Consider the following 26837-nt stretch of genomic DNA (forward strand, 5'->3'; position numbering starts at 1 on the left):
AGCATAAACAGTTATAATTCAATTTTCTTCAAAAATGTAATCTTCTCGGTATTTATAACCACAATTTACAATAATCAAAATAGTAATTAAGAAAATATCTAAAGTAAAAGATGATAATAATGCCATACTTTTTGTATTAAGTAAAAGCATAAATATTGAATAAGTTGAAATGTAGAATTTAAGTTTTTTATATAAATCTTTATTTTCAATAATCTTTTCTGCACGCTCAAATGATTTTTTAAGAAAATAGAAAAAAGTAGATAGTGTAAATATTAAAAAAAGAATACCCCCTTTATTCAATAATCTATACCATCCTGAATCAATCTCAATTAAATCAATTGAGGAATCACCAGAACCTATCATTAATTCTGTAAATCCCATCCTTGATTTAAAATAATCAGCAAAAATATCATAATTAGCATAACCTAGTTTATCAAAAACCCCAATATTACTAGATGTTGTATTTGAAAAATAAGAGGCATCTCCAAAAATTTGTACCAATTGACTTATTGATAAATTTTGACCAAGAATATTAACCAAAAGCAAATATATTGTTAATAAAAATCCTGAAAGTGAAACAACTGAAATTAAAATTTTTACTGAGATATTTTTTGAAATTTTTAAATTAAAAATTAATTTCTTTAATGTCACAAATATCAAACTTGCAAATTGAAAAAATATTAATAAGAATGAAGCTAATACGCCAAATCTTCCTGTAGCAGCAGAAGAAAAAATACCTAAATAAAACATAGTTTGACTCTTATTAACTAGTCCCAAAATTGATAAACTGATACATGCTAGAGACGAATATTCATATGCTCCAACTAAACCCATAGCTCTATATTTAACTGGCAAAGTATCAACTACATTACCAAAGTTATATAAATATTTCAAAAAATCATTTAATTGAGGAAAAAATAAACATAGTAAAATAACTAAAGAATTTAATACTAAAAATCCAGTAAAAAATTTTTCTAATTTATTAATTAATTTATGATAACGGTGAATATTCTTAACAGCATTACAAAAGATAACTATAAGAAAAAAATATCGTACAGTTGAAAAATACTCTCTAAAAATTCTTAAAAGATTTGAACTTGAATTAAATTCAAAATTTATTGAGTTCCCAAATATTAAAGCAATACTTAAAGCAAATATACAAACCAAAAAATCTCTTAAAACTTTTCTAGGAATAGTTATTTTATTAAATAAACTAAAAACTATTAATGGAAAAAGTATTATATATGATCTAAAAGGTAGAAAAAGAGATAAACATAAAATATAAGATTTTGATATTTTCAAATTTTTTATTTCAGCATTAAGCTCAATTTTAAAGTATTTATTGATATTTGAAATTAATAAAATAAAAAAATCACAATTTTGAAAATTTTTTTTAAAGTATGGTTAATTTTTTATTAAAAATTGCAAAAATTTATTTCGCATTCTATTTAGAAAATAAATATTTCTTTAATTAAATATCAAAACTTTTATTCTTGGAATTTCATGTTTTTATCATGACAGCGCTGCTTTTCTTATAGATGTTGGCGAAATAATTTCTGCAGTTCAGGAAGAAAGATTTTCTAGGAGGGGACATGATCCTAGATTTCCCAATAATGCAATAATATAAATACTTAAATCTAATCAAATTGATCTTAGTCAAATTAAAGAAATTATTTACTATGAGAAACCACTCTTAACTATTGATAGACTTTTAGAAACATATTTAGCAGTTGCTTCTAAAGGAATAAGATCATTTATTGCATTCATTGAAATATGGTTTAAAGAGAAATTATTTTATAAATTATTCCAAACCTTTAAATTCGGAATAGCAGTAACAAGCTGATGGTTTTTTAATTGAGATCTGATTTCTGAAATAATATTCCAAGGTAAAACTATTATTGAATCAGGTTTCTCATTCAATAGAGTTTTAGGTGAAACAATTGGTATCAAACTACCAGGCATAAACTTATTTTGTTTACTAATAGATTTATCTGCTACCAAAGATATTAAATCAGATTTTATTCCAGCAAAATTTAAAAAAGTATTACCTTTTGCAGCGGCTCCATATGCCATTATTTTTTTATTTTTATTTTTAGCTTTTATAAGAAAATCTAAGAATTGATATTTAGCTTTTAAGGCGCTCGCGCGAAATTCTTCAAAAATTTTTAGAGACTCTAATTCCTCTTGAACCTCTAAATTTAGTATTCTCTCAACAGAAGAATCAATCTCAAAATTATTTTTTTTGGAAAGCCATACCCTTAAACTACCTCCATGAGTACTTAATTCGGAAACTTTGAATATTTCCAGTCCAACAGATGAAGCTATTCTTTGAACTGTTCTAAGACTTAGATAACTAAAATGTTCATGATAAATAGTATCGAATTGTTTCCCCTTTATCATTCTTAATAAGTGGGGAAATTCAATTGATGCTTTTCCTTTTGGCTTTAAAACTTCATGTATACCCCCCATGAAATCGTTAATATCAGGTACATGAGCTAAAACATTATTAGCTATAACAAGATCTGCCTTATCCATATCCTTAGCCATTTCTAAGCCAAAGAAGCTTTCTATTGTATTAATCCCCTTAGATCTTGCGATTTCAGCAGCAGCTCTAGTTGGTTCAACACCTAAACAAGGTATTCCCCTAGATTTCAAATATTGCAATAAATATCCATCGTTGCTTGCTAATTCAACAACAAAACTTTTTTGCGAAAGATTATGATCTGAGACAGCTTCATTTACAAATTTCTCAGCATGAGCACACCAACTAGTTGATGTACTTGAAAAATAAGCATAATCTGGCGTGAACAATTCCTCTGATGTGGCATGTTCAGGAAGTTGAATTAACCAACAATGTTCACATGCATAGACTTTTAAGGGATACGTAATTTCAGGTCTCAATATTTGATTTTTATCCAAATATGCATTACTTGGAGGCTGGTTGCCCAAATCAATAACTTCATGATTTAGAGTTTTTCCACAATGTCTACATTTAAGATTCATTTCTCAGATAAATAAGGCAAATTTTGATCTCTTTCACTTAAATTAACAGCCTGCAAAGGCCATGAAATTGCTATTTGAGGATCATTCCATCTTATACCAGTTTCAGATTCCTTAATCCAATCCCCAGAATGCAAATATAATATCTCACTATCCTCTTCAAGAACTTGAAATCCATGAGCGCAACCTTCTGGAATTACAATGGCATTTGCAAATTTTGGGCTTAACTCTACACAATGCCATGAAAGATATGTTGAAGAATCTTCTCGCAAATCAACAGCAACATCCCAAACACAACCTTTTATACATCTAACCATTTTCTTTTCTGCGTAGGGATTTAATTGATAATGCAAACCTCTTAATGTACCTTTAAAACTATTTTTACTCAAATTAACTTGTTTTATTTCTTTATCAAACCAACAATTTTTAAAAGCTTTTTCTGATGATCTAAAAAAATTAATAAAGGAACCTCTTTGATCATTAAAAATATCTGTTTGAATTTCAAAAACTCCGTCAATACTTGTAGGCTTTAGCATATGAGCCATTATTTATATTGCTTTGAATTGCAGATTAATATTATCATTTAAAGCATTTAAACTTCTTAGATTTTATAACCTTAGGTCATAAAATCAAAATCAAACAAATTGATTTTCAAATTTTACCATTTTATCCATGGTGCATTTCCTTTTTTGCATAGTAAATCTAGAGAATTTCTATCGCGCAAAGTATCCATTGGGTGCCAAAAACCCCTATGTTTATATGCTCCTAACTGATTTTTCAAGACCAATTTAGGTAATATATCTTCTTCCCATATAACTTGATCATTTTCAATAAGTTCTACTACTTCAGGTTCTAAGACGAAAAAACCACCATTTATCCAAGAGTTATCGCCATCTGGTTTTTCCTGGAAATTTGATACTAAATCATTATCTAATCTTAAAGCTCCAAATCTTCCTGGAGGCTTAACGGTAGTCACAGTAGCAAGTTTTTCTGACTCTTTATGTTTTTCAAGAAGATCTTTAATATTAACATCAGAGACCCCATCACCATATGTAAAACAAAAAGTCTCAGAATCTAAATATTTAAAAACTCTCTTAAGTCTGCCTCCAGTTTGAGTCAGGTCTCCAGTATCAACTAAGGTTACTTTCCAGGGTTCGCTTTTTCTTTGATGTACTTCCATATAGTTATCATTATCCATATGAAAAGTTATATCACTTGTATGTAAAAAATAATTCGCAAAATATTCTTTTATCAAATATCCCTTGTAACCGCAGCATATAATAAAATCATTAATCTCGTAATGACTAAATATTTTTAAGATGTGCCAAAGAATTGGTTTCCCCCCAATCTCAATCATTGGTTTAGGCTTTAAGGATGTCTCTTCGCTCAAACGTGTCCCTAGTCCGCCAGCTAAAATTACTGCTTTAGTCAAATCAATTTTAAAAGTGTGGTCTTAAATAAAATCCAATAAATTTTAATTTAAGATTTTAGAAAGTTTAACATATGTTAATTCGTTAAATTTTTTAATTTAAATCAATAAGAAATTTTTCAAAATATTTCTTTAAAATTTATTTAATAGCTCTATAAATTGTTTTTACAAAATCATCCCTATTTCTACAAGTTAATTTAAATGGTTTAATCTTTTTTGATTCCAAAATAAAGCTAAGAATATCATCTTTTTTAGAAACTCCCCTTTTAAACAAATTAGCCTCTTCAAGATCTTGAAATGCAAATTGATATGAGTTTCCTTTGATCAAACTTGGACAAAGACCAAGAGATTTTATCCCATATATAGCTGTGTCGTAACAAATTTGGCTATTCATAGTAATATGACAATCTACATAAGGCAAAAGATAGGGTAATGATACTGAAGTTGCCTGTCTCCAATCAACATTTTTATTTTTCTTACAAATTTGATCTAATAATTTCTTTTGATTATTATATTTCATCTTTGCTTCTTGCTTGGGGTGTCTTCTAATAAACCAAAAAATATTTTGATTCTGATCTTCTAATAGTTCCATTAAATTTGATGGAATTAAACCATTTTTAATTACATTCTTTCTATATAAATAAGTTCCTTCATCACCGTCATAACCACAGGTTAAAGATAAAAGAACAACTTTTTTATTTTTTATTGGACTATTTTTTTTACTTAGGAATGAAATTGAGCCGAAAGAACCTTCCTTAAAATTTTCAAATTGAGAGTACCAAGGATGTTCTATCTCTTCCAGAATAATGCCCATACCTTCAAGAGGTTTAAAAACTTTTGTGCTTGCTCTATCAAGACTCCATATATGTGTCGGTAGATTTTTAATTTCTTCATAACTCCATCCCCATGGAATCTTTGAGTAGCCTAAACCATGAAGTAACTCAACAATATTAATTTTACTTTCCCTACATGCTTGACAAATATATTTATTAGCTCCAATGCAAATTACTAATCTAATACCGAATTTTTTTATAAAATTTTGGTAAAACTTATCCTCTGTCAAAGAACATTTATTCAGAAAAATTTCAATGCCATTGTATAAATTTATTTTTTGAAGCACCTTTCGTATAACTTTGATAAAAAAAATTTCTAGATTGACAGAAATTGCATTTGAGTAAGTTGATCCGCCATATCTTCTTGCAAAAGGCAAAGCTAAACTAAGAGATTTTAGATTGTACGTTTCCAACAATATTTTCAAGCTATCTAAAAATTTTGAGAAATACTTCCCATCTTTAATTTCTGCTTTATCTTCATCGTTACAGATTAATAAAATATCATATTTTTTTTTAAAAAACATTAATAACTATGAATAAATATTTTTGGAAATTTAAAGTGGTTATGTAAATACTAAAGAACAAATTTTTTTAAATAATATTCAAATGGTTTATTGAAAATATTTTCAATTAATATAACACATCTTTAGGTAAACCTTCTTTGATTATCTTACCTCCATTAATCTCAATAACCCTATCACAGTTTTTTAAAGTTGAGTGACGATGAGCAATAATAATGATAGTTAAGTCTTTACTTAGGCAATTTACTTTTTCCATTATTTTCCTCTCTGTTCTAATATCTAATGCACTTGTTGCTTCATCTAAAATTAAAATTTGTGGATTCTTATAAAATGCTCTAGCAATACCAATTCTTTGCCTTTGACCTCCACTTAATTTAACCCCTCTTTCTCCCACAAAAGTGTTGTATTTATTCGGCAGACTTTCAATAAAATCATTAAGTTGAGCTGCTTCAATAGCATTTTTTAATTTTCTGTAATCAATATTATTTAATTCAATACCAAAAGCTATATTTTCAGCAATAGTGCTATCAGAAAGAAAAATACTTTGAGGAACATGCGCAATTTTTGACATCCAAGCCCTTATTTTTCTTGAACTATCTTTCCCTGAATATAAATTTAGACCATCAATTTTCAAGTACCCCTGTGAGCCTATTAGCAAACCCATAACTATATCTATAAAAGTACTTTTACCACTACCTGTTGTACCAATAATTCCTAGACATTCGCCTTTATTAATAGTTAAGTGGATATTTTCAAATATTGATTTTTTTTGATTTAAATGTTTAAAACTTATTGATGAAAGTCTTAATTCCTTGTTAAAGGAAATTTCAGAATATCCTAAATTAAAATTTTTGTTATAGTTTTGGCGATCAAGTATATCAAGTATTTTTTTTAAATTTTCTTGCTTAGCTTTTATTGCAGACCAACTTGTAAATACTTGCTGTAGAGAAGGTAGTAATCTTTGTGCCCCAAGAGCAATAGTTCCTAGAAGTGGTATTGCATTAACTGTGCTAGGAGATAAAGATTTAATTAAGAAACCTAAAACAGCTATAAGAATCATACCAAGAGCTTCTAAGGCATATTTAGGGAAAGAACCCAAAAACTCATTTTGTAAATCTCTTATTCTTAATGGTTTATCATATTTAATAAATTTTTTAATGTAATAATTAAAATTTTGATCAATTATCAAGTCTCTTATACCACCTAAACTTTCTTGTATTATTGATAATTGATTTTGAGTTGCATTTACTGCAAACAAACTATTTGCAGCAAGTTTATTTTTTATAAAAATAGAAATCAATAGATAAGCAAATCCAAAAACAATTATTAATGATAAGGCAATCTTCAGATTGATAATTAACAATGCAATTATGATACTTGAAGCAATAATTGCGTTACTTATTAATTTAAAAAATAAATTTATTGAATAAATAGATTGAGGAATATGAATGTTAATCGCCGCAATTAATTCACTACTATTTCTTTCTAAATGGTATTTATATGGTTGAAAAATAGTTCTTGTAAAAACCTCACAACTCAAATCTGAACCTATTGCAGCAGACAATCTGCAGTTTAGCCAAATAGTGACTAATCTAAAAAAAGCTGCAAAAACTATACAAAGACAAAAAATTACTGTCATTGGGAGTAATAAGTAATTAGGATTATTAATACCCAAAAATATAAAAATATTTCTAAAGAAAGTTAAATTCCAAAGTCCTATTGGGTTTATTAATACATATAAAAATGGCAATACTGAACCTAATGAAAAAACTTCGGAAAATGCGCTAGCCAATACAAAACAAAAAAGAAAAATAATTTGCATTTTTCTTTGTTCTTTTAATTTTTTCCAAAGCGCATAAATTAAATTCGGCAAATTAATATCAATATTTTCTACGTTTCTGGTAGTCATTAAATCAGTAGTCTAAGGGCAAATAAATATTCTTACCATCTCTAGCAGACCTATAAGCTCCTATTAATAATTCAAGGCTTTTTAAACCTTCTCTTCCATCACAAACATCAACATTTTTTCCTTGAAAATGATCAAGAATATTTGAATAAAATAATGAATGTCCTGAGCCATAAACACTTTTAACTTCATAGTTGTTAATTTCAACATTTTTATCATCAGGATGATTGTCTTTGAATTCCCAAAATTCTATTTTATTGACAGCTTCACCCCCTACCTTTACTGAACCATTTTCACCCAACACAATTATTGAGCCCTCTAAATTTTTAGGATAAGTAAGCATGGTAACAGACATAGAACCTAGCGCACCATTTCGCCATCTCAAATTTAAAGTTGCTGTATCCTCAACTTCAATATTGCGTCCAACAGTTGCAATTGAAGCATTAACCGATGCAATTGGGCCAACCAACCATTCCATTAAATCAACATAATGGCTAGCTTGATTCATTAAAGCACCACCATCAAACTCCCAGGTACCTCGCCACGAATCTTGATCGTAATAAGATTGAGGTCTTTGCCAAAAAACATTAGAAGTTACCATTGCTATTCTTCCAAACCTACCATTTACAATTTGCTTTTTAAGTAACTGAAGAGTTCTATTAAATCTGTTTTGCTTTATGACATATAATCTTACACCAGCATCATCGCAGGCTTTAACCATAGATAGCCCGTCAGCCCATTTCGTAGCCATTGGCTTCTCAGTCATAACATTTAGACCACATTTAGCAGCACTAATTACTTGACTTGGATGCAAACCACTTGGTGTTGCTAATACAATTAAATCAATGAAATTAGGATTTTGAGAGCAATAATCCAACAATATTTTATAGGAAAAAAACCTTTTGGGATTATTTGAAAAATTTTTTATTTTTGAACAAACATCTTTAATAAATTCATTAGCTTTTTCTAAAGAATCATTATTTTCATCGCAAATTGCAACTAATTCTATTCTTTCAAAATTATTTGTAATTGCCTCAAGATGCTTTTTAAAAATTCGACCGCAACCAACTATTCCAACTTTAATTTTTCTATTAGTGATAGGTTTGAATTTCGCATACATAAATATTATTTTAGATTTTAATTTTTAACTTTACTATAAACTAAATACAGAAATCTATTATGTTTTTAGATATAAAAGATTGTTGATCTAAAGTTAGTTCTGGGTAAAGAGGAATTGATAAAATTTTACTTTGATTTTCATATGCTGCTGGAAAATCATTTTTAGAATGATTTAGATATTTATATGCAGGTAAAAAAGGTAATGCAATAGGATAATTAATTGATGTGGATATTCCTTTACCTTTTAAATAAATTGATAATTCATCTCTTTTTGCATGTTTGATAACAAATAAATGCCAAACATGTTTATTACCCTTATTAACTACCGGCAAAGTTAAATTTGGAATATCATTTAACAATTTAAAGTAATTATTAGCTTTATCAATTCTTTGATCTGTCCATTTGTTTATATACTTCATCTTGATTAAGAGGAAGGCTGCCTGTAATCCATCCATACGACTATTAATCCCTTCAATTTGATGATCACCCTTCAATAATCCGCCATGTCTAGCAAAAGTTTTTAATTTATAAGCGACTTCATCATTATCTGTAACTATAGCTCCAGCATCACCCAAAGCTCCAAGATTTTTCCCAGGATAAAAAGAAAAAGTCGATGCTTCTCCAAATGAGCCAACCTGCAAATTTTTAAATTCAGCAAAATGGGCTTGTGCACAATCCTCAATAATCCAAAGAGAATACTTTTTAGCAATCTGCTTTATTTTTGACATATTAGCTGGCTGACCATACAAGTGGACTGGTATTATTCCAACTGTTTTTTCAGTTATTTTTGATTCAATAAGATCAGTATTTATAGTAAAATCATCAACATTAGTATCACAAAAAACTACCTTTCCTCCAGCTTGCGTTACGGTCTCAGAAGTTGATATCCAAGAATGTGCAGGAACAATAACTTCCTCTTTATTTTTCAAATTCATAGCATGCATAGCTATGTATAGTGCATCTGTTCCATTTGCACAGGATATGCAGTGTTTCCTTCCCGTCAATTTAGCAAACTCATTTTCAAAAGAATCTACATACTCCCCTCTTATAAAGGAGGATTTATTAATAACTTTCTTAAATGCATCAAAAATCTCATCCTGTAAATTTAAATGCTGAAGATTTAAGTCTAATATTGGAATATTTTTCATTTATTTAATATATTTTAAATTTATTTATAATCAATATTTCTAAGAAAAATTGCTGGGTTTCCCACATATATCCCCGATTTCAGAATATCCCTGGTTACAACACTTCCTGCTCCAATAACTACATTATCTACTATTTTTACAGGTAATATTGTTGCGTTACTCCCTATTAGGACATTATTACCTATTGTAGTTTTCTGCCAATTTTCTTTATTTCCATTAGAGGTGGAACCATTTGAAAATAAGTCGTTTATAAAAACAACACTGTGACCAATAAAACAATTATTACCAACGGAAACAAGTTCACATATGAATGAATGAGACTGAACTTTTGTATTCTCTCCAATTTTTACATTTTTTTGTATCTCTACAAATGGTCCAATAAAGGAGTTATCACCAATCTTACATCCATAAATATTAACTGGTTTAATTATCTTGACATTAGAACCCAAAGAAACATTTTTAATTCCGCTATCATAAATAAAAAGATTTTTACTTTCTTTAATAAAAATTTTTATTAATTTTCTTAAATTACTTTTCATTATTTAATTTAGTTCTTTACTTCTAATCCATTCAGGAACAATTTCATTCAAGAGATTCCAAACTTCTTTTGAATCCCTTGAGTCAATAAGATATTCCAATTTTTCTAATCTAGGGAAAAGATTTTCTGGCATAATAAATTTTTCTTGTGCTCGAAGAATATATGGATTTATAGTCGATTCAGTATCGGCATCAATTAATAATTCCTCAAAAAGTTTTTCCCCTGGCCTTAGACCTGTAAAAATAATCTCAATATCACCATCAGGATTCTCTTTATTTTTAATTTTTAATCCTCTTAAATTAATCATTTTCATGGCAAGATCATATATTTTTACAGGTTTTCCCATATCAAGTATGAATAAGTCTCCCCCATTAGCTAATAAGGCGGCTTGTAGAACTAATTGTACTGATTCTGAAATAGTCATAAAAAATCTTATTACATCTGGATGAGTTAAAGTTATAGGCCCTCCTTTAGTAATTTGTTTATTAAATAATGGCACTACTGATCCCGAAGAACCAAGTACATTACCAAACCTAACCATCGCAAAAATAGTCTTTTTATTAACATCTTTTTTATTATCAATTTTGGAATATGCCTGAAAAATTAATTCTGACAATCGTTTTGAAACGCCCATTAAGTTAGTAGGCCTTACTGCTTTATCAGATGAAATTAAAATTATTCTCTCTATTGAATTTTCTAATGCTAATTTACATAAATTACTTGTTGATAAAAAATTATTAGCCAGACCTGACATTGGATTCATTTCTACTAAGGGTACGTGTTTATAAGCAGCTGCGTGAAATAAGATATTAATTTTAATTTGTTTAAATAGGAGATTGAGAGATTTATAGTTTGATGCATTTTCCAGTATTGGAATAATTTCAATCTCGTAAATTTCTTTTTGAGTCAATTCATAGTTAATTTTATAAAGACTATGCTCATTCATTTCAATAAGTATTAATTTTTTGGGTTTAAGTTTAATGATCTGTCTACATAATTCAGATCCAATAGATCCGCCTGCTCCCGAAATACAAACAACTTTATTTTTTATTAATTCCTCTAGATTATTATCTTCATAAGTTGCAATATCTCTGCTTAATAAATCCTCAGGAGAAACTGGTCGCAATGTGTCAATTTGTGCCGAGCCGCTAGTTAATTCATCAATAGATGGGATTTGTAATACACCTATAGATTTTTTTTCTAAATTTTCTAATAAAGTTTTTTTTCTCTCTTTTGTCAAAGAAGGTATTGCCAAAAGAACTTTATCAACTTTTGAATTTTGAAAATTTAAATAATTTGGACTTTTTATTGGAATTCCTCCTATTGTCCTACCTTGAAGATTAGAAGAATCGTCTATAAAACTTATAATTTTATATTTTTGACTCAAGCACAATGCATTCGCAAGTTGATTCCCAGCATCACCAGCTCCATAAATAACAATATTTTTTTGTTTATTATTAAGTTTATTTTTAAGGAAAAATATTACGTCTTTTAAAAATAGTCGAACAATAAATGAAAAACTTGAAACTAATGCAGCAGTCAATATCCATATTGTTAAAGCTGGCATTGCCAAGTTAAATATCTTTCCAATTAAAAAAAGAATAAATACAAGAATAATATTACGGGCTAAGATTGCGTAAAAGTCGACACTAGAAGAATAACGAGTAAGTGCTTTATATTGACCAGTTATAATATAAAAAAAAGTTCCAAATATAGTTCCTATATATAAAATCCATTTAAAATTGAAATCCTCATTCAAAGAATAAAAATTATATTTAATTGACAAAACTAAATAAAAAAATATCCAAAAAATTGAAATATCAATAATAATAACAATTAATTTTCTTAAGTTATAGTTTCTATAAAAATAGTCTAACTTACTCAATTATCTAAAAGAATTAAATATAAAATTAGCATTATTTGTATTTAAGTTCAAGTAATGATAGTTCTTTTCAAATAAATTCAAACTTCATTTACTATAAGTATTTAAAAATTAATTTTAAAGCAATTAGAAATTAAGGTAATTTTAAAAAATTGAAGTTAAAGATCATTTTTAAAATAAAAGTTTGTATTAATTTCTTTTGAATGGCAGGGCATATTTGCGCTCTAAATAATAACCAGTCATTAACATTAAGAAAAATGTAATTATTAGATATTTAAATCCAAATATGTTGAATGTCAAACAAAAAATTAGTGTGAATAATATATAAATTATTGATATATGATCATGCTTCCATCCAGCTTGATAGAGCCTTTGATATAAATGTAAGTTATGCGGTTTAAAAATATTTTGTCTATTTATAAATCTTCTAATAATAGAAATTAAGGCATCTGCAAAAAGTGGAGAAGCTACTATCAAGTAAGCAAAAAATAAAGATAAAGAATTTAAATTAAATATTTTAAATGCAAATAAAGCGCCTAAGAAAGTGCTCCCAATATCTCCCATAAAAATCTTAGCGGGAGTCCAATTCCATATTAAAAAACCAAAGAGTGCTCCAGTTACTGGTATAAGATCATACTCACCATTTAAAATCATATTTCCAAAAATAATAAAAAAACAGCTCGCTACTAGACCATCTATTCCATCCATAAAGTTTGAAAAATTTATAATTGCAGAAATTACTATTAAAAACAAAAAATATAAGCAAGAAAATAAGAATGGATGAGAAAAAGAAGCAAAAATTTTTAGAATATTATCACTATAAATTAAGCAAACAACTGCAGTAATAATCTGGGAAAAATATCTAAATAATGGAGACAAATTCAACTTATCATCCAAAAATCCAATAAAGGCGAGCGGCATACAAAATAATTGAGATAGATTTCCAGAAAATAAAAGGCTAAATAAACCAAGCAAACTAAAAATTAGCCCACCTCCTCTAGGTATAATTTTACTATGAGAGCTTCTTGTATTTGGACTATCAGGTATGAAAGAGAAAAAAGCAGGAATAAACTTTTTATAAATAAAATAGCTTGATAAGGCAAATATAATAAAAATTAAAAATAAATAAAAATAAGTCATTCTATAAATTTAAATTATTTGTAATTTATATAAATTATTAAAAATAAATCTTTTTTTTAATTCTAAAAATAAATTTTATTACTTTTGCAAAAATAATAACAAGCCTTGCATGAGATTTAAAATTTAGATGACTTCTTTCGGGCCTTTTTAAATAACTTTCAAAATCAGATTCGCTTAATTTAAGTTTTTTACAGATAAATTTTCTATCTTTTTTTAACTTAAGCAAATCTAAATAAGGATGTTTATTTAATTCTTTTTTTGCTTCTTTTTTTGTAATTGACTCATTCTGAATCAAAGATGATAGATGAATTAATCTTTTGTCGATATTAAACTTTCTAGGTAATATCTCTCCTTGATAAAATCTTGTAAAAACTGATTCATAATGTTTATACGGATATGGTTGATAACCTAATGGTATCAATTTTTCTAAAGCAATTTCCTTACTATATTCAATATAATTTAGTAGTGGTATTCTGTTAATTCCTAAAATTTTAGCTAATAATACTCTTCTAAAACGAATATAAGGAAAAGTCTTTAATGTTATATTTGCTGATTTTGCAATTGACAAAATATTTGTTGCATCATATTTTTGCCAAGACCATTCTTTTGGCATTGAAATACCCTCTGTAGCAATATTTTCCCCGGATAGAATTGTTTTAACTTTATATTTTTGAGCGAAATAAAAATTTACAGCAAAGGCTGCATTGTCATAAAGCATTTCTATATCTATTAGATCTGAAGCGATATAAGCTTTTTGTAAGTCTCTATATTCCTCCCAATCAATAACCCAAGTTTCATAATCAAATCCCGTAGCTTTAAGAATTATCTCAATATTTCTCTGAGATAAAGGTTCATCCCATCCATTATCCATATGAACTGCTAAACACCTTAGCCCTAGCTCTTTAGCTTTTATTAAAACTGTTGAACTATCTAATCCTCCAGATACTCCAACAATACAATCATATTTTTTATTATTATTATCTTTTATTTTATTAAGAATATTAGTCAAAGCTATTTTTTTTAACTGCTTATCATTATTTTGTTTTTTTCTTTTTGAATAAGACTTACAAAAATTACAAATATTAGAATTATCAATAAATACATTGCTTAAAGAATCATTTAATAAACAATTTACACATTCCTTTGCCATTAAAGTTTTTCAATATCCTGATAGGTTGGATAAGTCAATAATACTCCATCACAATTCCCATAAAGAGAAAAAAACTTACTTGCCATAACTCCATCAGCTCCTAATGAGAATGCCTTTCTAGCATCAGATAAATCTCTCATTCCACAAGATGAAATAATTGGAAGTATTGTTTTATTTGTAATCTCTTTAATAATATCTAAATCTAGACCCTTTGATTGGCCTTCTCTAAGGATAGATTGTAAAACCACCTCACCAGCTCCATATGATTCTGCATTTTTTATAAATTCAAGAATTGAAGATTTTGTTGATTTGAAAAATGAATTATATGAAGTATAAATTTCAATTTCATTATTATTTAATTCTTTATAATCAATAAAAATAACAACGGATTGGGAACCATATTTTTCAGCAATTTGTTTTATTACTTCTGGATTAGTATGAAGAAGATTTCTAATCCCAATCTTCTCAAAACCTATAGAAAAAAGCTTATCAGCATCTTCTAAACTTCTTACACCTCCTGAATAAGTTAATGGACAAAATGCTTCCCCAGAAATTTTTTCCAGGAATTCAAAATCAATATTAATATCTTTCTTTTCATAATTTTCACAAGAAATTATGGATATTTCATCAACTCTTTTAGAATTAAAAATCCTTATTATATTTAATGGATCTCCAAGATATTTGTAATTTTTGAATTTTGATCTTTTTATCATTCTTTTACTATCAATTATTAAAGATAAAATAACTCTAGGATGTTTTTTCATAATTTTTATTTATCCAATTTTTTAAAAATTTTCTCCCAAAATCATGACTTTTTTCAGGATGAAATTGTACCCCGATCGTTTTTTTATTATTTATAACGACACCATATTTAATACCATGATTGCTCCATCCGCAAACATTTTCTTCTGGTCCTGCATAATAATAAGAGTGTACAAAATAATATCTAGTAACTCCATTAATTGCATATTCATGGGATAGATACCCCTTTTCTAAGGAATATTCTACAAAATTCCAACCCATGCAAGGTACTTTTAAGGATTTTGAGTTGAAATCTTCTTTAGGAAACTTCTTAAAATATCCTGATATGATACCCAAACCTTCTTCACTTCCTTCCTCGCTACCTTCTGAAATTAATTGCATACCTAAGCATATACCTAAAAGATTTTTTTTATTTGCATAATCAATTAAAGGTTTACAAAGTTCACGTTTTTTCAATAGTTTCATCCCAGTATCAAAAGAACCTACGCCTGGGAGAATAAGCATATCTGTATATTTAAAATCTTGATAATTTTCTACAATAACTGTCTCACAATTTTCTATAGAATCCAGCATATTAATGCAAGATCCAATATTTCCAAAGCCAATATTAATAACACCTACTTTTACAGGAGGGATTTCTATACTCAATTAATTATTAATCAATAACTATCTAATATAAGATGGTATCTGCATAGATTTGAATGCAAAATAACAATTTTTTCATGTATTTTTACATATGGATATAATTTTTACTAAATCATACTATTTTAAATATTTAAGTAATATTTAAATTAATTAATATACCTCTAGCTAAAAATGATTCTGCAGAAAGAAAAAATAATAATAATTGGAGGAGGAATATTAGGATTATCTATTGCAAGAAAGTTTCTCAAAGAGGGTTTTAAAAAAATTACAATTTTGGAGAAGGAAAAAGATATCGCAAATCACCAATCATCAAGAAATAGTGGTGTAATGCATGCTGGCCTTTATTATCCCCCAAACAGTTTAAAGGCAAAATTAAGTAGAGAAGGTATTCTTTTGATGAAGGATTACTGTAATCAAAATTCAATTAAATGGGAAGAATGCGGAAAAGTTGTAGTAGCCACCAGTCAAAACGAATTAGAAAGATTAGATTCCCTTTTTAACAATGGTAAAATAAATCAATTAATCGGCATTAAGAAATTAACTGCCAAAGAAGTAAATTTAATAGAGCCCTATGTTGAATCAAAAGCTGGTATTCATGTTCCAGAGGAAAGTATAGTTTCTTATAAGGAAGTTGCAAGAAAATATAAAGAAGAAATCATTGCATTTGGCGGAAGGATACTCTGTTCCTCTAAAGTCGTAAATATTAATCACCATAATGAATATAAAGAGCTAGTTTTACAAAATGGGGATAAATTATGTGGTGATATAATAATATCTACCGCTGGATTATATAGTGATAAGATTTCTAAAATTCTAGGAATTGATATTGAAAAAAAACAAATTTTACCCTTTAGAGGAGAATACTATTGCTTAAAACCTGATTATGAATATTTAGTTAAAAGCCTTATATATCCAGTTCCCAATCCAAAGTTACCCTTTTTGGGAGTACATTTTACTAAGATGATAAATGGTGGTGTAGAAGCAGGACCTAATGCAATTTTAGCATTAGCAAGAGAAGGATATAAATGGAGTGATATCAATTTAAATGAACTTTATGAATCTATTTCATATATTGGTTTGCAAAGATTTATTTTAAAATATCCTCTTATTAGCGCTGGAGAAATAATTCGTTCTTTGTCAAAAAATATTTTTCTTAAAAGTTTGCAAAAACTAATTCCAGACATAAAATCAGAAATGATTTATCGAGGCCCTTCAGGAATAAGAGCTCAACTAATGAACCAAAAAGGAGATCTTGAACAAGATTTCGATATTAGAATCAAGGGAAACTTTATATCTATATTAAATGCACCAAGTCCTGCAGCAACTTCTTCACTCAGCATTGCAGATTATGTAGTAAGATCTCTAATTAGCTGAATTTATTATGAATAATTATTTAATAACAGGAAACTTGGGTTATATAGGGCCTGTTTTATGTAAATTTATAAAAAAAAATGATCCTAATTCATTCATAACCGGATATGACAATGGTTACTTCGTTAATTGCCCCATAGCCGCAGAGGTATTGACGGAAAAACCCTTCTTAGATTTACAAGTATATGGTGACGTTAGAGATAAAAATAAATTATCCAAATATATTGAGAAAGCAGATTTTATTGTTCACTTAGCAGCTATTTCAAATGATCCAATGGGTAGCGAATTTGCGAAAGTGACAAAAGAGATTAATCAAGAATCAAGTTTATTCATAGCCAAAGAGGCTATAAATAATAATGTAAAATCATTTGTTTTTGCATCATCATGTTCAGTATATGGAACCGGATCAGATTCACCAAGAACTGAAAAAGATCCTGTTAAACCGCTAACTGCTTATGCAAAAAGTAAGGTAGGCACTGAGAATGATTTATTAGGTTTAATTAATTATAAAAACACAAAAATCACCTCACTTAGATTTTCTACCGCCTGCGGGTATAGTCCAAATTTAAGGCTTGATCTTGTTCTTAATGATTTTGTCGCGACAGCAATTAATTCAGGCAAAATTGAAATATTAAGTGACGGGTCTCCATGGAGGCCACTTATAGATGTAGAAGATATGGCAAGATCTATTTTCTGGGCATGCAATAGATTATCTGGGAAACAAATGGAGGTTATAAATGTGGGATCACAAGATTGGAACTACCAAATAAAGGATTTAGCTTTTGAAATTAAAAAATTATTAGGAGAAGATATTCATATAAAAATCAATAAGTCTGCTGCACCTGATAAAAGATCTTATAAAGTTTGTTTTGATAAATACTTTAATTTAACCCCTCAAAATTTTACACCTCAAATAAATTTGAAAAAATCTGTAATAAGAATGTTAAAGGCTCTCAAACCATTTAAAGAAAGACTTTCAAGAGAAGATAGAAATCATTTAATTAGATTAAATGCTCTTAAATCTCTCAAACAAAACAACTTAATAGATGTAAATTTAAATTGGAAATAATATATTGCAAACAACATTCTTATAGAATAAATAAAATTTTCATAAATTAATAAAGATGAATGAAATAGTTCACCTTATTTATAATGACAGAATAGAATCTGGAATACTAAAAAATCAAGTTTTTCTAGAAGCAAAAATAAAATCAGCATTTAAAAAAGTAACTATTATTCTTATATGGCAACCACATATTTTTTTAAAAGAATTAAAAAAAATAAGATCTTTTTCAAAATATCTTACTTCCATAGATATTAATCTAATATGTCTACCAATTGCTTTACCAAGCCGATATTTAGAAAAGACGAAATTGTTTTCAATTTATTTGAAATTAATAGGAAGATTTTTGTCATTTTACCTTAAGAAAAAAATTAGAAATAATTATAAAATCGAAATAATATCTAGGGCATATCACGCTGGTGTAATTGCCTCAGTTATAAAGTCTAAAGTAAAAAAAATAAATCATAATTTTGACCCAAGAAGTTTATATCCAGAAGAAAGCGTGACAGTTCAAAAATGGTCTTTTGGTGGAAAGATATATCAAAACTGGAAAAAACAGGAGAAGTTTATATTACATTTTACTGATAAAGTTTCAGTTGTTACTCCAGAGATGTATCAATGGTTCAAATCCGAGGGGTTCAAGGGAGAAATTTCATTAAAACATTTCAATATTGATGAGAAGATTTTTAATCTTGAAATCTCTGAGCCAGGTTTATCAAACTTTTATAGAGAAAAATTTAATATAAGACCTGATACAATAGTCTTTGGATTTTTAGGAAGTCTTGGGTCTTCAAGACAATGGAATTCTATTTATCCATATATTAAACATCTAAACAGTCTTTACCAATTAGTTGGCAAAAATATAGAATTTTGCTTTGCGATAAAGAGTTCATGGCTCAATAAAATACAAAAAACTGAACTAACTAATTCCTTAAAATGCAAAGTTATATTTTTAGAGGATTTGTCAATCGAAGAAAGTTTATCATTCTTTAATTTAGGCTGCCATATTATGCTTGATGGTCCTGATAATATTACAAGGGTTGGAATAAAAGTTTATGAATACTTGGCAGCAGGTCTACCAATATTAACAAACAGTTCTGCAGGTGCAGCATGTAATTTGAGCAAAAAGATGGGTGGATTTATTGATATTATGAGCATATATGAATTAGATAATCATATTGTTGACGATTTAAAAAGAATGACAAAAACAAACCATAGAATTTTGATAAGGAAAAACTTCTTGAAATATCTTAAAGAATTCAAAATATGAGAAAAGATTCCTATCAAACAATAATAAATTATTTACCAGCATCGGAAGATTTTAGCCATCCTTCTGATAGGAGAGGGGTCAAAATGTTTTGCTCTAGAAAAAAAACGTTCGAGATAAAGTCTATTGATCATAAATTTATTATTGATAAATCACAAATAATAGTATTTATAACGCCCGCTAATACTGATATTATTTCAAGACTAGTTTATCAATTTGAAAATAATGATTCTTATAAAAAAAGGAAACTAATTTGTATTTATATTGATTTTTATCATGGATATAAATCTAATTTATATAATTTATTTACAAAGTTTTATAGAAGGATAATTTATAACAGAAGGAACGACTTTTTAGAAGTTTCTTATAAATTAATGTCTTTATCAAATACTCTTATTTTAGGTTCTGATTTTCAGAGAGATAACCTTTTAACATTATATCCATTTTTAAAAAATAAGGATATTTATGTAATTCCAGATTATATTGAAGAAATTTTTCAGAAAAATGTAAAAATTAAAAAAATACCTGATATACAGAAAAAAATTAATATCCTATGGGAAGGAATTGGATATGGGGCCTTAATTCCATTACTTAAACTTGCTTTTTGTAGTTTTTTATTAAAAATTAAAAATATAAATTCAAAAATAAATTTTTTAACAGATCCTGAAATATCAGCCTATAGTCGTCTTACAATTCCAACAAAATTAGTTGTCAATCTTCTCAAGTTAATTGGGACTGATATTCAATACAAGAAATGGACTAAGGAAAATTTAATTGAATTCTCAAAAAAAAGTGATATTGCGATTATAACTGTCAATTCTCTTCACCCAGCAACAAAATACAAACCAGCTAATAAAATAAGATTATTATTATCTTTAGGTTTAGGTTTGGTTTTATGTCCGAATTTAGAAGACTATTTAAGATTTGAAAAAAAATATAGAAGAGTCATATCATATTCATCTATTATAAACTGTTCAAAATTATTATTTAATATATTTGCAAATAGATCAAAATTTAAAAAATTAACTAATGAAAAAAATAAAATATATTTTAATTCAATTAAATATAATTTAGAAATTGATGAAATTTGGGAAAAAGTTTTAACTATAAATTAATAAAAAATATTTTAAATTAATGCATTATAAATTTTAAATAACTCTGAAATAGTTTCATTTATTGAAAGATATTCTAAATTTTTGTCTTTACTTTTATAAGCCTTACTAGAAAAACTATAGTTATTTTCATAATTATTTTTATCAGGCATTGAAGTTATTTTTCCAACTTTTCCTGAAAATTTAGAATATTCTTGACATGCAATTTTTGCAATTTCGATAATTGAATAACTTTTTCCGCTTGAAGCATTAATTATATCGAAATTACTTTTCTGATTATTTAAGGAATTTAATACTATATCTGATGCTTCAATTTGATTAATAAAATCCCTTTGCTGAAGTCCAGAAGAATTTAATTCTACAACACCTTTTCTTAATAAATTAACTACAAAGCATATAGGTACCAATGTATTTCTATCTACAGTGCTAACAGAAGGAATTCCATAAACATTGGATAATCTTATTATTGTCACTTTAAAATTTCTTGAGGCATATCTTTCACAAATTTTTTCTGCATAATAATGATTTAAAGCATAATTAGAATTTGCTTGAAAAGGAGAATTTTCATTAATTTCTCCATTAAGTTCTCTTCCATAAATTCCAACAGTCGAAATATAAATAAAATGCTCAAATCGATTTTCTAAACAATATTCAATTAATTTTTTTGTGCCTTTTATAGTTGAATCGATAGATTTAAATAAATCTAAAGACTTAATTTCATTAGCAGTTGCGCAATGAACTATATAATTAGCTTTTGGTATTGAAATTGTATCTTTTGATAAATCTAAATAATTGATATCAACACCAAATTGTTCAGAGAGAATTCCTAAAGAATGTCTTGCTGTGCCCTTAACAAACCATCCCCTTTTTAGGGCTCTATTTATTAATGCACTTCCAAAAAATCCTGATGATCCAGTTACTAACAATTCTTTTTGCATTTTGAAAAACTTAAGATTTTTATAAACTGGTTTATTTATTATAAAAAAAATAAGAAGATAAATTTAATAAACAAATTTAAATTTTACAGAAGCTTATTAATTAGATTTAATTATATTAATTTTTAACATTTTAAAATTTATACTTATATAAATCTATTCTATTTATTTTCTAAGCAAGCAATAAAAGCTGAAGTACATTTTTTCAAATCTTCATCAGAATATTTTCTAAATTTTTTATTAAGATACTTTCTTTTTAAAGGCAACTTTTGCCAATTACCATATTTCTCCCAAATAATATTGAAACCCTGATTAGAAAATTTCTTATGCATCTCAATTGCTGGGATTCTATTTGTATAAAAACCACTAGATGCAAAAAAACTTGACTCCCATATGTTTTCAGAAAATCTTAAGTTATTTAGAGATTCATCTAGATGGTCTTTATAATTAATATTATGAGAAATCAATCCTCCCGGCTTTAAAACTCTATACATTTCAAAAATATATTCATCAATATCATTTAATCTTATATGCTCCAAAACTGAATGCGAGAATAAATAGTCTATTGAATCTGAACTTATTTTTTTTAGACTATTTAATCCATCAGTTAAATAAGAGGCATTAAAAGTATTTAATAATTCATTTATATTTCTTAAATTTTGGATATCTAATTTAGTAAGCAAATTATTATCTAAAGAGTTTATAATTTTTTTATAAACAGAAATATCATAATCGGCACATTCCTCTATATCTATTAAGAAAACTTTTGGAGAGTTATAAATCTTAGAATAAATAGCAGACGCCAAACCATCTCCTGGTCCTAACTCGATAATTGTAGGTTCTTCAATCTTTTTAATAGCTCTTAAGCCTTCCAAATGTCCGAAGAATATCTTTTTAGAATATTCTGCCCTATTCATTCCTCCATTTCTAAAAACACCAATTTTTTTCCAAATACTTTTTTTAATGGGTATTCGTGAAAAAATAATTTTTAAAAATATTTTTATTAACCACATAAACTATTTTACTTCTAAATTCTGGGAAAATAAAAAAATCATTTAACAATATTAAAATATTAATTTTTCAAATTTCTAAATCCTCCCAATTAATAGGAGAATCTTCCTTTATTTCTTTTTTTACCTTTCTCCCTAATACTTCTTCAATTTTTGATGGGCAAATTCCATTGCCAGGTCTCTTTGGGATGATCATTTCTTTCGAAAGTATCGATCCTTTCTTAATCAAAAATTTTGAAGTCAAACTTCTCCTAGCATGCAATATTGAAGACTTCTCATTTTCCATAGGTTTAATATTTCCCTTTCCTTGAAGTGAGTATGCTTTACTAATATTAGTTCTGAGAATTTTTAAATCATTAGCATTCATGCTGTGATAATGATCATTTCCTTGGATTTTCTTATCATATGTGAAATGTTTTTCAATTATTAAAGCCCCATAATTATATGCTTGAGTACATACAATCATATTTTTATCTGGCAGAGTATGGTCTGAATATCCAATAATATTTTCAGGAAAACTTTCCTTGAGTTTTTTTATTCTTAATAAATTAGCATCTTTATCTAATGTAGGGTAATTAACTACACAATGAAGAAGTGCTGGAGAAATTTTACTTTTAGACTCTATTAAACTTACGGCAGCTTTAATCTCATCTAAATTTGAGGCTCCCGTGGATAAAATAATATCCTTTCCATAAGATGCTAATTGCGAAATTAAAATATGATTTGTTATGTCAACACTCGCTACCTTATGTATCTTACTTAACTGATTAATATAATTTGCACTATATGAGTCAAATGGAGTACTCATAAATAGAACCGATTTTCTTTTACAATAATCCTCAATTTTCTTAAATTCTTCTAAACCAAATTTGTCATATTTAGAAAAAAGCTCAAACTGAGACATTGTTTTTTCTTTGGTAGTATCCCAATATGCTTTTGAATCTTTTCTTGCAATCAAATTTGCCTTGTAAGTCTGAAATTTAACCGCATCTCCTCCATTATTTTTTACATCATCAATCATTGCGATTGCCTTATCAATATCTCCTCCATGATTAACTCCTATTTCTGCAATAATTATTCCTTCTTCTAATTTCCTGTTAAATATTCGTGAATAACTATCAAAATTTTGATTTTTTAACATATCAATTTTGTGGATAATCTTTTTCTAAAATTTGATCATACTTAGTCATAACTAAATCATTAGTTGTTAGGCTTTCGGGATGTTTTCTATATCGATAAAGTGGCATTGGCAAATGATGCACTTTAGTTAGACGTTCAATTCTTATAAATAATTCTTTTTCTTCATTACATAAATATTTCTTATTGTATCCACCAACTTTTGACAATAAATCTAATTCAAAAATTGTCCCACATCCAATCGGATTCTCTAAAGATGAAGTATATATTCGGTTCTCTCCATTTTCATCTACTAAGTAATAGTCACACTTACAAACTTTTGCTTCTGGATGTTGAACTAAATATTCGAGCAGAAATAACAAATAATACTGATTCACAAAATCATCTGCATCTAATCTACAAATATATTTACCTTTTGCTTCCAAAATTCCTCTATTTAATGTATTAGGCAACCCCATATTTTTATCATTAGTAAAATACCTTATATCCTCCTTAAACTGTTTTATTAGATAATCTGAATTATCGGTTGAACCATCGTTAATTACAATTATTTCATATTTTTCTCTATTTAAAGATTGATGCAAAATTGATCTTAATGCTCTAGAAATAAATTTCTCTGCGTTTAAGCATGGAATTATTACAGAAACAATTGGATTATTCATCCTATGAATTTAAACTAATAAAGTTAATAGTAACATTTATTAAGTATTGCCAATTTATAATAAGAAACAAATAATCATTTTTGATTTTTAATATTTAAAAAAATTTTTTTTGTCAAATTAAGACTTTCAAAACATTGATTTGAATTAATATTTTTTATCAAGTTAATAGCTTTCAAATAATCGTTCTTAGTATCAATACTACATTCTAATGCTTTCAAATTAATTTTATTAAATCCATAATTTAAAGATTGCGCATACGAAATTTTGACATTCTTTTTTATAGAGTAAGTTACATGTTCTTTAGCTAAATCATTATTGTTATATGGTTTGTATAGTTCTTTAGAATTAAACAGTTCTGAATGATATCCAATAGGCAAATCTTCTTCTAAGTTTCGTAAATAAAGGTAATTATTGTTTAAAGTTTGATTTGCAAGATTTATGATACCTAACGTATCAGTGAATGGATTGTCAGCGGTTACTCTTATGATATATTTCGCTTTAGTTTGTTTTTCTAGATTCTTATATCTTGACAAAACATTAGCTAATGATCCTCTTAAAACTCCACTAACCTTATATTTTTTACTTTCATTTTCGATTAAGTCATCTTCAACTTGATTAGAAGTAAGAACATATGTTCTCAGATCAGATGCTAAACATCTACTAATTGTTGCTCCAAGAATTGTAGTTTCTTTTATTGGCATTAATGCTTTTCTAGGTAGCCTTTGAGACGAAATTCTTGCTTGAATGCCTATAACAACTGAATTTTTGATTTCACTAGACAAAATATTATTTAACATTAAAAAATAATCAACAATTTAATTATATAAAGAATATAAGATCATATTCCTAAATACTTAAATTAAAATTTAAAAAAATTCCATTTTGTTCTTAAATAATTATTTCTCAAAGTATTTTATTAATTAATACTTATAAATATATAAAAAATAAATGACTTTAAATGATAATTTAGAAATTAGATCTTATAACTTCTGAATGAAAACTGTTCTTACCACAGGAGGACTTGGATATATAGGAAGTCACACGGTAATTGCACTTATAAATCGGGGTTTTAATGTTTTGATTATTGATTCATTAATAAATTCTAAGTCGGAAACGTTTAATAATATTGAAAAAATTTTATTTAATGAGATGGGTGAAATTAAAGAAAAATTATTTTTTAGGAAAGGAGATTTAAGGAACAAATTATGGCTTGAAAATATTTTTCAGGAATTTAATGATAAAAAACAACCTATCGAGGCCGTCATTCACTTCGCAGGTTTAAAATCTATAGGAGAATCTATATTAAATCCCTTAAATTACTATGATGTAAATCTCAACACTACTTTATGTCTCCTTTCAGTAATGTCTAAATTTAAATGCTTTAAATTGATATTTAGTAGTAGCGCAACTGTTTATAAAATTGATAAAAATGAAAAGATATCAGAAAATGGAATCCTTTCACCTCTTAATCCATATGGAAATACAAAATTAAGTAACGAAAAAATAATCGAAGACGTTTTTAAAAGCGACGATAAAAGATGGAAAATAGCTAACTTGAGGTATTTCAATCCTTGTGGAGCTCATGATTCAGGAATAATTGGAGAAAATCCCTTAATAAATCATTCAAATATATTTCCTACAATTTTAAGGGTAATTAATAGAGAGATTGAAAAACTTCCTATTTACGGATCCGATTGGCCTACTAAAGATGGGACATGTATTAGAGACTATATTCATGTAATGGATTTAGCAGAAGCTCATTTAGCTGCACTTATTTATTTATATGAAAATGAGCCGACTTACCTTAATCTCAATATTGGAACGGGTACAGGTATAAGTGTACTAGAACTTATTAAGACCTTTAGCAATGTAAATAATTGTCAAATTCCATATTACTTTACTGAAAAAAGAAAAGGTGATGCTGCTTTCGTTGTTGCGAATAATTCTTTAGTTATTCAAACTTTAAAGTGGGAACCTAAGAGAAACCTAAAAGATATTTGCAAAGACTCATGGCGTTGGTTTATCAAAAGTAAAGAAGGAAGTAATTTTAAAAATAATTGATTTTTTTCTTTAAGAACGACTAGATGTAATTCATAAAATATTTTTGGAATGTTCAAGATATAAATTTTAGAAGAGCCTAAAAAAAATACAGCAACTTATTTGCAGAAGGCTTGCCTAAAAACTATTTAAGTCCTTCAAATCTTTTG

25 protein-coding genes are annotated in these 26837 nt (G+C 27.2%); 6 read left to right on the forward strand and 19 right to left on the reverse strand.

Annotated elements, in window-relative coordinates; all coding sequences use genetic code 11:
* Nucleotides 1–18 precede the first annotated feature (18 nt).
* Nucleotides 19–1302, reverse strand: a complete 1284-nt coding sequence (locus A9601_RS15740) for a hypothetical protein (protein ID WP_011818825.1) — start codon at nucleotides 1300–1302, stop codon at nucleotides 19–21.
* 196 nt (nucleotides 1303–1498) lie between these two features.
* On the opposite strand from A9601_RS15740, the gene A9601_RS18910 reads away from it, so the two are divergent.
* The gene (locus tag A9601_RS18910; RefSeq protein WP_225866277.1) at nucleotides 1499–1627 is read left to right on the forward strand and encodes a carbamoyltransferase N-terminal domain-containing protein; all 129 of its coding nucleotides are present in this window, start codon (nucleotides 1499–1501) and stop codon (nucleotides 1625–1627) included.
* A 167-nt stretch (nucleotides 1628–1794) separates the two neighbouring features.
* Here A9601_RS18910 and A9601_RS15745 read toward each other — a convergent pair whose 3' ends face one another.
* The 13 genes from A9601_RS15745 to hisH all read right to left on the reverse strand — a co-directional run bounded on the left by A9601_RS15745 (nucleotide 1795) and on the right by hisH (nucleotide 16076).
* Nucleotides 1795–3003 carry a class I SAM-dependent methyltransferase gene (locus A9601_RS15745; RefSeq protein WP_011818826.1) on the reverse strand — a complete coding sequence of 403 codons (1209 nt, stop codon included), beginning with the start codon at nucleotides 3001–3003 and terminating at the stop codon, nucleotides 1795–1797.
* Nucleotides 3000–3545: a dTDP-4-dehydrorhamnose 3,5-epimerase gene (gene rfbC / locus A9601_RS15750; RefSeq protein ID WP_041484556.1), complete on the reverse strand. Its 546-nt coding sequence runs from the start codon at nucleotides 3543–3545 to the stop codon at nucleotides 3000–3002. Before rfbC ends, A9601_RS15745 begins: the two co-directional genes overlap by 4 nt.
* Nucleotides 3546–3658: 113 nt before the next feature.
* Complete coding sequence (gene rfbF / locus A9601_RS15755) at nucleotides 3659–4432, reverse strand: glucose-1-phosphate cytidylyltransferase (protein WP_011818828.1); 774 nt, start codon at nucleotides 4430–4432, stop codon at nucleotides 3659–3661.
* A 136-nt stretch (nucleotides 4433–4568) separates the two neighbouring features.
* Nucleotides 4569–5786 (reverse strand): hypothetical protein, encoded by a 1218-nt coding sequence (locus A9601_RS15760; RefSeq protein WP_011818829.1) that lies wholly within the window; start codon nucleotides 5784–5786, stop codon nucleotides 4569–4571.
* A 106-nt stretch (nucleotides 5787–5892) separates the two neighbouring features.
* Nucleotides 5893–7692 (reverse strand): ABC transporter ATP-binding protein, encoded by a 1800-nt coding sequence (locus A9601_RS15765; protein WP_011818830.1) that lies wholly within the window; start codon nucleotides 7690–7692, stop codon nucleotides 5893–5895.
* 4 nt (nucleotides 7693–7696) lie between these two features.
* Entirely contained in the window at nucleotides 7697–8809 is a 1113-nt protein-coding gene (locus tag A9601_RS15770; protein ID WP_011818831.1) for a Gfo/Idh/MocA family protein, read from the reverse strand.
* Nucleotides 8810–8849: 40 nt separating this feature from the next.
* A complete protein-coding gene (locus A9601_RS15775) occupies nucleotides 8850–9956 on the reverse strand; it encodes a DegT/DnrJ/EryC1/StrS family aminotransferase (RefSeq protein WP_011818832.1) in 1107 nt (368 codons plus the stop codon).
* A gap of 20 nt (nucleotides 9957–9976) precedes the next feature.
* Nucleotides 9977–10495, reverse strand: a complete 519-nt coding sequence (locus A9601_RS15780; RefSeq protein WP_011818833.1) for an acyltransferase — start codon at nucleotides 10493–10495, stop codon at nucleotides 9977–9979.
* Nucleotides 10496–10498: 3 nt separating this feature from the next.
* Complete coding sequence (locus A9601_RS15785; RefSeq protein ID WP_167315827.1) at nucleotides 10499–12253, reverse strand: polysaccharide biosynthesis protein; 1755 nt, start codon at nucleotides 12251–12253, stop codon at nucleotides 10499–10501.
* Nucleotides 12254–12565: 312 nt separating this feature from the next.
* Entirely contained in the window at nucleotides 12566–13516 is a 951-nt protein-coding gene (locus tag A9601_RS15790) for an MraY family glycosyltransferase (protein ID WP_011818835.1), read from the reverse strand.
* A gap of 37 nt (nucleotides 13517–13553) precedes the next feature.
* The gene (locus A9601_RS15795) at nucleotides 13554–14666 is read right to left on the reverse strand and encodes an N-acetyl sugar amidotransferase (protein WP_011818836.1); all 1113 of its coding nucleotides are present in this window, start codon (nucleotides 14664–14666) and stop codon (nucleotides 13554–13556) included.
* A complete protein-coding gene (locus tag A9601_RS15800) occupies nucleotides 14666–15430 on the reverse strand; it encodes a HisA/HisF-related TIM barrel protein (protein ID WP_011818837.1) in 765 nt (254 codons plus the stop codon). Before A9601_RS15800 ends, A9601_RS15795 begins: the two co-directional genes overlap by 1 nt.
* Nucleotides 15414–16076, reverse strand: a complete 663-nt coding sequence (hisH, locus tag A9601_RS15805; RefSeq protein ID WP_052293371.1) for an imidazole glycerol phosphate synthase subunit HisH — start codon at nucleotides 16074–16076, stop codon at nucleotides 15414–15416. The genes A9601_RS15800 and hisH overlap by 17 nt, the downstream gene beginning before the upstream one ends.
* Nucleotides 16077–16244: 168 nt before the next feature.
* Between hisH and lhgO the strand changes: the two genes are divergently transcribed.
* The 4 genes from lhgO to A9601_RS15825 are packed head-to-tail and all read left to right on the forward strand — an operon-like array spanning nucleotide 16245 to nucleotide 20889.
* Entirely contained in the window at nucleotides 16245–17447 is a 1203-nt protein-coding gene (gene lhgO / locus A9601_RS15810; protein ID WP_011818839.1) for an L-2-hydroxyglutarate oxidase, read from the forward strand.
* Nucleotides 17448–17454: 7 nt separating this feature from the next.
* The gene (locus A9601_RS15815; RefSeq protein ID WP_011818840.1) at nucleotides 17455–18513 is read left to right on the forward strand and encodes an NAD-dependent epimerase/dehydratase family protein; all 1059 of its coding nucleotides are present in this window, start codon (nucleotides 17455–17457) and stop codon (nucleotides 18511–18513) included.
* Nucleotides 18514–18568: 55 nt separating this feature from the next.
* The gene (locus A9601_RS15820; protein ID WP_041484558.1) at nucleotides 18569–19777 is read left to right on the forward strand and encodes a hypothetical protein; all 1209 of its coding nucleotides are present in this window, start codon (nucleotides 18569–18571) and stop codon (nucleotides 19775–19777) included.
* Nucleotides 19774–20889, forward strand: a complete 1116-nt coding sequence (locus A9601_RS15825; protein ID WP_041484559.1) for a hypothetical protein — start codon at nucleotides 19774–19776, stop codon at nucleotides 20887–20889. The genes A9601_RS15820 and A9601_RS15825 overlap by 4 nt, the downstream gene beginning before the upstream one ends.
* An 11-nt stretch (nucleotides 20890–20900) precedes the next feature.
* On the opposite strand, the gene A9601_RS15830 is transcribed toward A9601_RS15825, so the two are convergent.
* The 5 genes from A9601_RS15830 to A9601_RS18245 all read right to left on the reverse strand — a co-directional run bounded on the left by A9601_RS15830 (nucleotide 20901) and on the right by A9601_RS18245 (nucleotide 25427).
* Nucleotides 20901–21824 carry an NAD-dependent epimerase/dehydratase family protein gene (locus tag A9601_RS15830; RefSeq protein WP_011818843.1) on the reverse strand — a complete coding sequence of 308 codons (924 nt, stop codon included), beginning with the start codon at nucleotides 21822–21824 and terminating at the stop codon, nucleotides 20901–20903.
* 158 nt (nucleotides 21825–21982) lie between these two features.
* Nucleotides 21983–22834: a class I SAM-dependent methyltransferase gene (locus A9601_RS15835; RefSeq protein WP_011818844.1), complete on the reverse strand. Its 852-nt coding sequence runs from the start codon at nucleotides 22832–22834 to the stop codon at nucleotides 21983–21985.
* Between the two features lie 67 nt (nucleotides 22835–22901).
* Entirely contained in the window at nucleotides 22902–23972 is a 1071-nt protein-coding gene (locus tag A9601_RS15840; RefSeq protein WP_011818845.1) for an N-acetylneuraminate synthase family protein, read from the reverse strand.
* A 1-nt stretch (nucleotide 23973) separates the two neighbouring features.
* The gene (locus tag A9601_RS15845; protein WP_011818846.1) at nucleotides 23974–24630 is read right to left on the reverse strand and encodes a glycosyltransferase family 2 protein; all 657 of its coding nucleotides are present in this window, start codon (nucleotides 24628–24630) and stop codon (nucleotides 23974–23976) included.
* Between the two features lie 74 nt (nucleotides 24631–24704).
* The gene (locus tag A9601_RS18245) at nucleotides 24705–25427 is read right to left on the reverse strand and encodes a cytidylyltransferase domain-containing protein (protein ID WP_011818847.1); all 723 of its coding nucleotides are present in this window, start codon (nucleotides 25425–25427) and stop codon (nucleotides 24705–24707) included.
* Between the two features lie 196 nt (nucleotides 25428–25623).
* Here A9601_RS18245 and galE point away from each other — a divergent pair, with 196 nt between their 5' ends.
* Nucleotides 25624–26691 (forward strand): UDP-glucose 4-epimerase GalE, encoded by a 1068-nt coding sequence (gene galE, locus A9601_RS15855; RefSeq protein ID WP_011818848.1) that lies wholly within the window; start codon nucleotides 25624–25626, stop codon nucleotides 26689–26691.
* The last annotated feature ends 146 nt before the right edge of the window (nucleotides 26692–26837 follow it).

Origin of the sequence: Prochlorococcus marinus str. AS9601 (assembly GCF_000015645.1) — a bacterium.
GTDB classification, from domain to species: Bacteria; Cyanobacteriota; Cyanobacteriia; order PCC-6307; family Cyanobiaceae; genus Prochlorococcus_A; species Prochlorococcus_A marinus_O.

What these genes read in the sequence shown, in the direction of transcription:
- A9601_RS15780 (WP_011818833.1), bottom strand. Translation starts at nt 10,495, where the DNA reads ATGAAAAGTAATTTAAGAAAATTAATAAAAATTTTTATTAAAGAAAGT.
- galE (WP_011818848.1), top strand. Translation starts at nt 25,624, where the DNA reads ATGAAAACTGTTCTTACCACAGGAGGACTTGGATATATAGGAAGTCAC.
- A9601_RS15825 (WP_041484559.1), top strand. Translation starts at nt 19,774, where the DNA reads ATGAGAAAAGATTCCTATCAAACAATAATAAATTATTTACCAGCATCG.
- A9601_RS15820 (WP_041484558.1), top strand. Translation starts at nt 18,569, where the DNA reads ATGAATGAAATAGTTCACCTTATTTATAATGACAGAATAGAATCTGGA.
- A9601_RS18245 (WP_011818847.1), bottom strand. Translation starts at nt 25,427, where the DNA reads ATGTTAAATAATATTTTGTCTAGTGAAATCAAAAATTCAGTTGTTATA.
- A9601_RS15765 (WP_011818830.1), bottom strand. Translation starts at nt 7,692, where the DNA reads ATGACTACCAGAAACGTAGAAAATATTGATATTAATTTGCCGAATTTA.
- A9601_RS15760 (WP_011818829.1), bottom strand. Translation starts at nt 5,786, where the DNA reads ATGTTTTTTAAAAAAAAATATGATATTTTATTAATCTGTAACGATGAA.
- lhgO (WP_011818839.1), top strand. Translation starts at nt 16,245, where the DNA reads ATGATTCTGCAGAAAGAAAAAATAATAATAATTGGAGGAGGAATATTA.
- A9601_RS15775 (WP_011818832.1), bottom strand. Translation starts at nt 9,956, where the DNA reads ATGAAAAATATTCCAATATTAGACTTAAATCTTCAGCATTTAAATTTA.
- A9601_RS15795 (WP_011818836.1), bottom strand. Translation starts at nt 14,666, where the DNA reads ATGGCAAAGGAATGTGTAAATTGTTTATTAAATGATTCTTTAAGCAAT.
- A9601_RS15790 (WP_011818835.1), bottom strand. Translation starts at nt 13,516, where the DNA reads ATGACTTATTTTTATTTATTTTTAATTTTTATTATATTTGCCTTATCA.
- A9601_RS15815 (WP_011818840.1), top strand. Translation starts at nt 17,455, where the DNA reads ATGAATAATTATTTAATAACAGGAAACTTGGGTTATATAGGGCCTGTT.
- A9601_RS15830 (WP_011818843.1), bottom strand. Translation starts at nt 21,824, where the DNA reads ATGCAAAAAGAATTGTTAGTAACTGGATCATCAGGATTTTTTGGAAGT.
- A9601_RS15745 (WP_011818826.1), bottom strand. Translation starts at nt 3,003, where the DNA reads ATGAATCTTAAATGTAGACATTGTGGAAAAACTCTAAATCATGAAGTT.
- A9601_RS15770 (WP_011818831.1), bottom strand. Translation starts at nt 8,809, where the DNA reads ATGTATGCGAAATTCAAACCTATCACTAATAGAAAAATTAAAGTTGGA.
- A9601_RS15840 (WP_011818845.1), bottom strand. Translation starts at nt 23,972, where the DNA reads ATGTTAAAAAATCAAAATTTTGATAGTTATTCACGAATATTTAACAGG.
- A9601_RS15835 (WP_011818844.1), bottom strand. Translation starts at nt 22,834, where the DNA reads ATGTGGTTAATAAAAATATTTTTAAAAATTATTTTTTCACGAATACCC.
- A9601_RS15800 (WP_011818837.1), bottom strand. Translation starts at nt 15,430, where the DNA reads ATGAAAAAACATCCTAGAGTTATTTTATCTTTAATAATTGATAGTAAA.
- rfbC (WP_041484556.1), bottom strand. Translation starts at nt 3,545, where the DNA reads ATGGCTCATATGCTAAAGCCTACAAGTATTGACGGAGTTTTTGAAATT.
- A9601_RS15845 (WP_011818846.1), bottom strand. Translation starts at nt 24,630, where the DNA reads ATGAATAATCCAATTGTTTCTGTAATAATTCCATGCTTAAACGCAGAG.